This window comes from Clostridium gallinarum, from assembly GCF_014836325.1.
In the GTDB taxonomy this organism is placed as follows: domain Bacteria; phylum Bacillota; class Clostridia; order Clostridiales; family Clostridiaceae; genus Clostridium; species Clostridium gallinarum.
This window is the reverse complement of the sequence record NZ_JACSQZ010000106.1, coordinates 1-4207: the sequence shown is the minus strand read 5'-3', so window position 1 is coordinate 4207 and position 4207 is coordinate 1. Positions and strand designations below refer to the sequence as shown.

General features: G+C 29.2%; 3 protein-coding genes. All 3 read left to right on the top strand.

Annotated elements, in window-relative coordinates; genetic code table 11:
* Positions 1-393: 393 nt before the first annotated feature.
* The 3 genes from H9660_RS16220 to H9660_RS15830 all read left to right on the top strand — a co-directional run bounded on the left by H9660_RS16220 (position 394) and on the right by H9660_RS15830 (position 3660).
* Complete coding sequence (locus tag H9660_RS16220) at positions 394-810, top strand: lactococcin 972 family bacteriocin (RefSeq protein WP_207729509.1); 417 nt, start codon at positions 394-396, stop codon at positions 808-810.
* Positions 811-928: 118 nt separating this feature from the next.
* Complete coding sequence (locus H9660_RS15835) at positions 929-2935, top strand: DUF6619 domain-containing protein (protein ID WP_191751337.1); 2007 nt, start codon at positions 929-931, stop codon at positions 2933-2935.
* 101 nt (positions 2936-3036) lie between these two features.
* Positions 3037-3660, top strand: coding sequence for an ABC transporter ATP-binding protein (locus tag H9660_RS15830; protein ID WP_191751336.1), 624 nt, complete (start codon positions 3037-3039; stop codon positions 3658-3660).
* Positions 3661-4207: the final 547 nt, after the last annotated feature.

The window sequence follows — 4207 nt, the reverse complement described above, 5'->3', positions numbered from 1 at the left end:
GTTAACTACTATTTTTCTATTATATCATAGCTTATAAATGGCTTAAAACCGTAATTTTTTATATCTTCGTGAAAATTACTTTTAGCGAAATCAACTATATATTTATTAAGAAACCTAATAATATATTTTGAAAAATTTAGTTAACGGATAAGCTTAAAAAAAGTGGATTACTTAGGTTAGTAAAGTAAATGCTATATAGGATTGACTATAGTCTGAAGCATCACTATATATAGATTCTTCAGACTATAGTTCTTTTAAATTTATTTGTATGTTAATAGTATTATAATAATTATATCTTTAGTAATAGTATACTTCATATAAGTTAATAATTACCATATAATAAAAATATTTACAAGAGAATAGTATTATGGTAAAGTAAAGGGGGAGAAAATTATGTTTAATAAGAAATTATTATTTAAAAAATTTGCAGTTTTAGGTGTTACTATGCTTGTACCAGCAATTATAAGCACACCAGTTATGGCTGCAACAAATAGCAATACTAATATCAATTCTTCTATTAAGAAAATAGATATAGAAAATAGCGTAGGAACTATGGGAGAAGATAATATAGAACCTTATTGGCTTGCTCCTGGACCGATGACTAGATATCCAGCCGAAGGTGGTACATGGGAGTATGGTTTTTGGAACGCTAAAGTACGTTCTTATTATACAGCTGACCAAAGTCACGGAAGTACTGTAAAGCTGGGGAATAAGGAGTCTCGTTCAATAGATACTGCAGCTGGTAAAAAGTCAATTGCAGAGTTATGGGCAGTTCAGTCAGATAAAGATGATCAGTACTTTTATCGTTAGTAATTAGTGACTAGATTAGAAAGTTGTTATTTTAGAAATTACTACAAATATCTGTAGATTAGGCTTCGACAATAGTATAATTGTCGAAGCCAATTTTTATATTATTGGAGGCTATTATATGATTAAACATAGTATTCGCTTAACGAGTTTTGTACTAGCTCTTTTTGCATTTTTACTAAATTTTCAACAAACTATGCTTAAACAGCAACAATTACCATTTAATACAACGGAACAGTTTGAATTAAATATAACTGATTCTAATGTACCTAAAGAAGAACTTATAGATAGTTTGAATGAACTTACAAGTAGTAATGATGGAATTTTAGTAAAAGTAGTGACAGATACAGAAAATTATGAGAATAAAAAAGATATTATTTGGTTTGGAACAAAAAAACCTTTTTCAAAAAATATTATTGTTGATAATCAAAAAATATTTTGGCTTGATTCAAATTTGAAAGGAGAGTTAATTTCATCAACTGATATAAAAACTCGACCATTGTATGGAATATATGCTATGCAAGGAAGTGATAGATTTAAAAATGAAATAATTGAATGGGCTGATAAAAATGGCATTACAATTTCGTGGTTAGCTAATCTATCAGCATTGAGAAATATTTATTATAATTTAATTCATAATGGTATAGGTAATGCAATAATAACTGCTTTCTTATTATTTTTAACAACACTAATAGCATGGTTTGTTACTCATGCTAAAGCTCGAACAATTCGATTTTTGGGTGGAGTAAGTAGTAAGCGAATCCATGTAGAAGACACAATATCAATTATGGCGACTGCTACTCCTGGATTTTTTATTGCTTGGATTTTTATATTAGGATACATAGCATTTGTAAATAGAATTATGCAAATACCACTAATTATATTACAAGGTTTTACATCACTCATTTTGCTTTTAGTATTGTCGAGTTTTTTTATATTAATAATTTCAATATTGGTACGACCAAAAATAGAGTACCTTTCATATAGAAAAATTCCTTTGATGAGATTTAGACAATTAGGAATGGCTACACGTATCATGTCCATTATTTTGGCATTGCTTATCATTCCAAGTACGATAAATTCTGCATATATATTACAACAGTTATCAAAGGAGTATTCCTTGTGGGAAAATATGCAAAGGAATCTGAGCATATCATTGGGGGATATTGATTCTTTAGAAACAGAGGAAATGCTACCTAATGTTGAAACATTTTTTTTGGATATGGAGCAAAAAAATAATTTAAGGTTATCACTTGTCATTGATAAATCAATTTTATTAAACAAAGAGGAATATGGGGGATACGACCACATTATCATTACAGACAAGTCATGGATAGATTCTTTCGATATAGGAGTTGATACGGAAGATAACGGTGGTAAACTTACGGAGGTAAACTTAGAAAAATTAGAAGAACATCTTCAAAGTTTTTTAAATGCTCAAATTCCACTTTGGACAAAAACTGGAGAAGTACAGCCAGAGGGAGTTGGTTTCTATGAATTTACAGGTGAAAAATTTCTTGCATTACCAGCTAATGTCGGTTATGGATCTAATACAATCCAAGCAGAGAATCCATTAGTTATTTTAGTTGATAATCCTACTTTAATTCTTAAAATGAAAGGTTTTATGCTTTATGCTGCGTCAAGTGGGAATGTTGTTTTCCAAGATGAAAAAATGTTACGTTTAGCTTTGTCTGATTCTCCTATTAAAGAATATGTTGTGTCTATTGATACGATTGCAGATGTAGCATTAGAGCAGGCACAAAAGTTTGGTAAAGAAGCTATATTTTATATTATGGCGTGTATTCTTATTTTTATTGCAATGATATTTGCTGGAATTATGAATGCTCAGTTATGGGTAGGAGCTAATAAAAAACGTATTTTCACATTGCATACATTTGGAAAAAAATATAGTGAGATTATACGGCTATCATTTAGTAAAGAATTGATTATTGCTATACTGACTATTATTATTGGATGTATCATATCTTTTGTGATAAGACGCCCAGAACTGATTACCTTAATATTCGTAGCTTGTGCTATTGCACTTTTATATGCTATTGGGAATTTAGTTGCTTATCAAGTATGTGTAAGAAAAACTTTTTATCAAATGTCATGTCGTAACGAGTAGAAAATACTCTAAAGATATAGATTCATTTCATTAAAAGTCAGGAAGATGAATTTGTATTTAAATTAGTTATACTGCTAACCAAGTAGTGGATGGAGGGAATTATGGAGATTAAGGTTAATGATATAGCTGTGGATATAAGTGGAAGAAAAGTTTTTTCTAATGTATCTTTTGAAATGAAAAAAGGAGAAATGGTTGCTATTACAGGTCCATCAGGGTGTGGTAAGACTACACTTCTAAATTGTCTTGGAATGATAAAAACTGTTGATTATGGAAAGATTATGATTAATGGGAAAAATGTAACGAAATACAAAGATAAAGAAAAAACAAAATTTTGGCATGATTATGCAACTTTTATTTATCAAGATTATGGAATAATAGAAGATGCAAGTGTAGCATACAATGTTACATTAGATAAATATAAAATGAATAGTGATAAAGTTCAAAAAATACTAAAAAAAGTTGGGCTTGAAGGTAGGAATAATGAGCTTGCTATAGTTCTTTCAGGAGGGGAAAAACAACGAATAGGAATTGCAAGGGCAATTTTTAAAAATGCAACTGTTATTTACGCTGATGAGCCGACAGCTTCTCTTGATGTGAAAAATCGTGAACTTGTCATAGAGTTATTGAGGCAATGTGCTAAAAAAGGAGCTATCGTTGTACTTGCCACTCATGATGAAAGACTTGTAAATGAGTGCGACCGAATTATAGATATGAACCAATTTTAGCATTAAAATTATTATGTAGATTGGCATAGTAAATAAAATCCATGCTAATGAAGTTGATCGGAAAGATAAATACAAAATGGGTAGAATACATTTAAATAACATGCTTTAATAATTATAATAATATATTATATTAGTTTCGAAATTTAATAGGTTTGACTTCGCTAAAGTTGAGTTTAGCGTAATTAGTAAAGCCAATGATCTTAGATCATTGGCTTTTGTTATTTAACTCTATATACAGCTGAATATCCTGAACGTTTTTCAACGAAATCTACAGCTTGTGCAACAGAACTATTGGGATTTTTAACAGCTATTTTAAATGTTCTACCAATGCTTATTTTTATTATACTATTGAAGTTTAAGCACTTTTAATTGTTAACATTAAAGTATAATAAAAAAATTCTTGCAATATGTAGATTAAACTAGTAAAATTAAGATAAAATTGGAAATTGTATATTTGAAATATTTAAAAATGAATATAGAAAAGCACCCCTCAAAATGAGAAGTGCTTTACGAACTTCGGTTCTTTAAATTGTTTGGCGACAATTTA

Excerpts from the sequence above, each read along its gene's own strand:
- H9660_RS16220 (WP_207729509.1), top strand. The coding sequence starts at position 394 with ATGTTTAATAAGAAATTATTATTTAAAAAATTTGCAGTTTTAGGTGTT.
- H9660_RS15835 (WP_191751337.1), top strand. The coding sequence starts at position 929 with ATGATTAAACATAGTATTCGCTTAACGAGTTTTGTACTAGCTCTTTTT.
- H9660_RS15830 (WP_191751336.1), top strand. The coding sequence starts at position 3,037 with ATGGAGATTAAGGTTAATGATATAGCTGTGGATATAAGTGGAAGAAAA.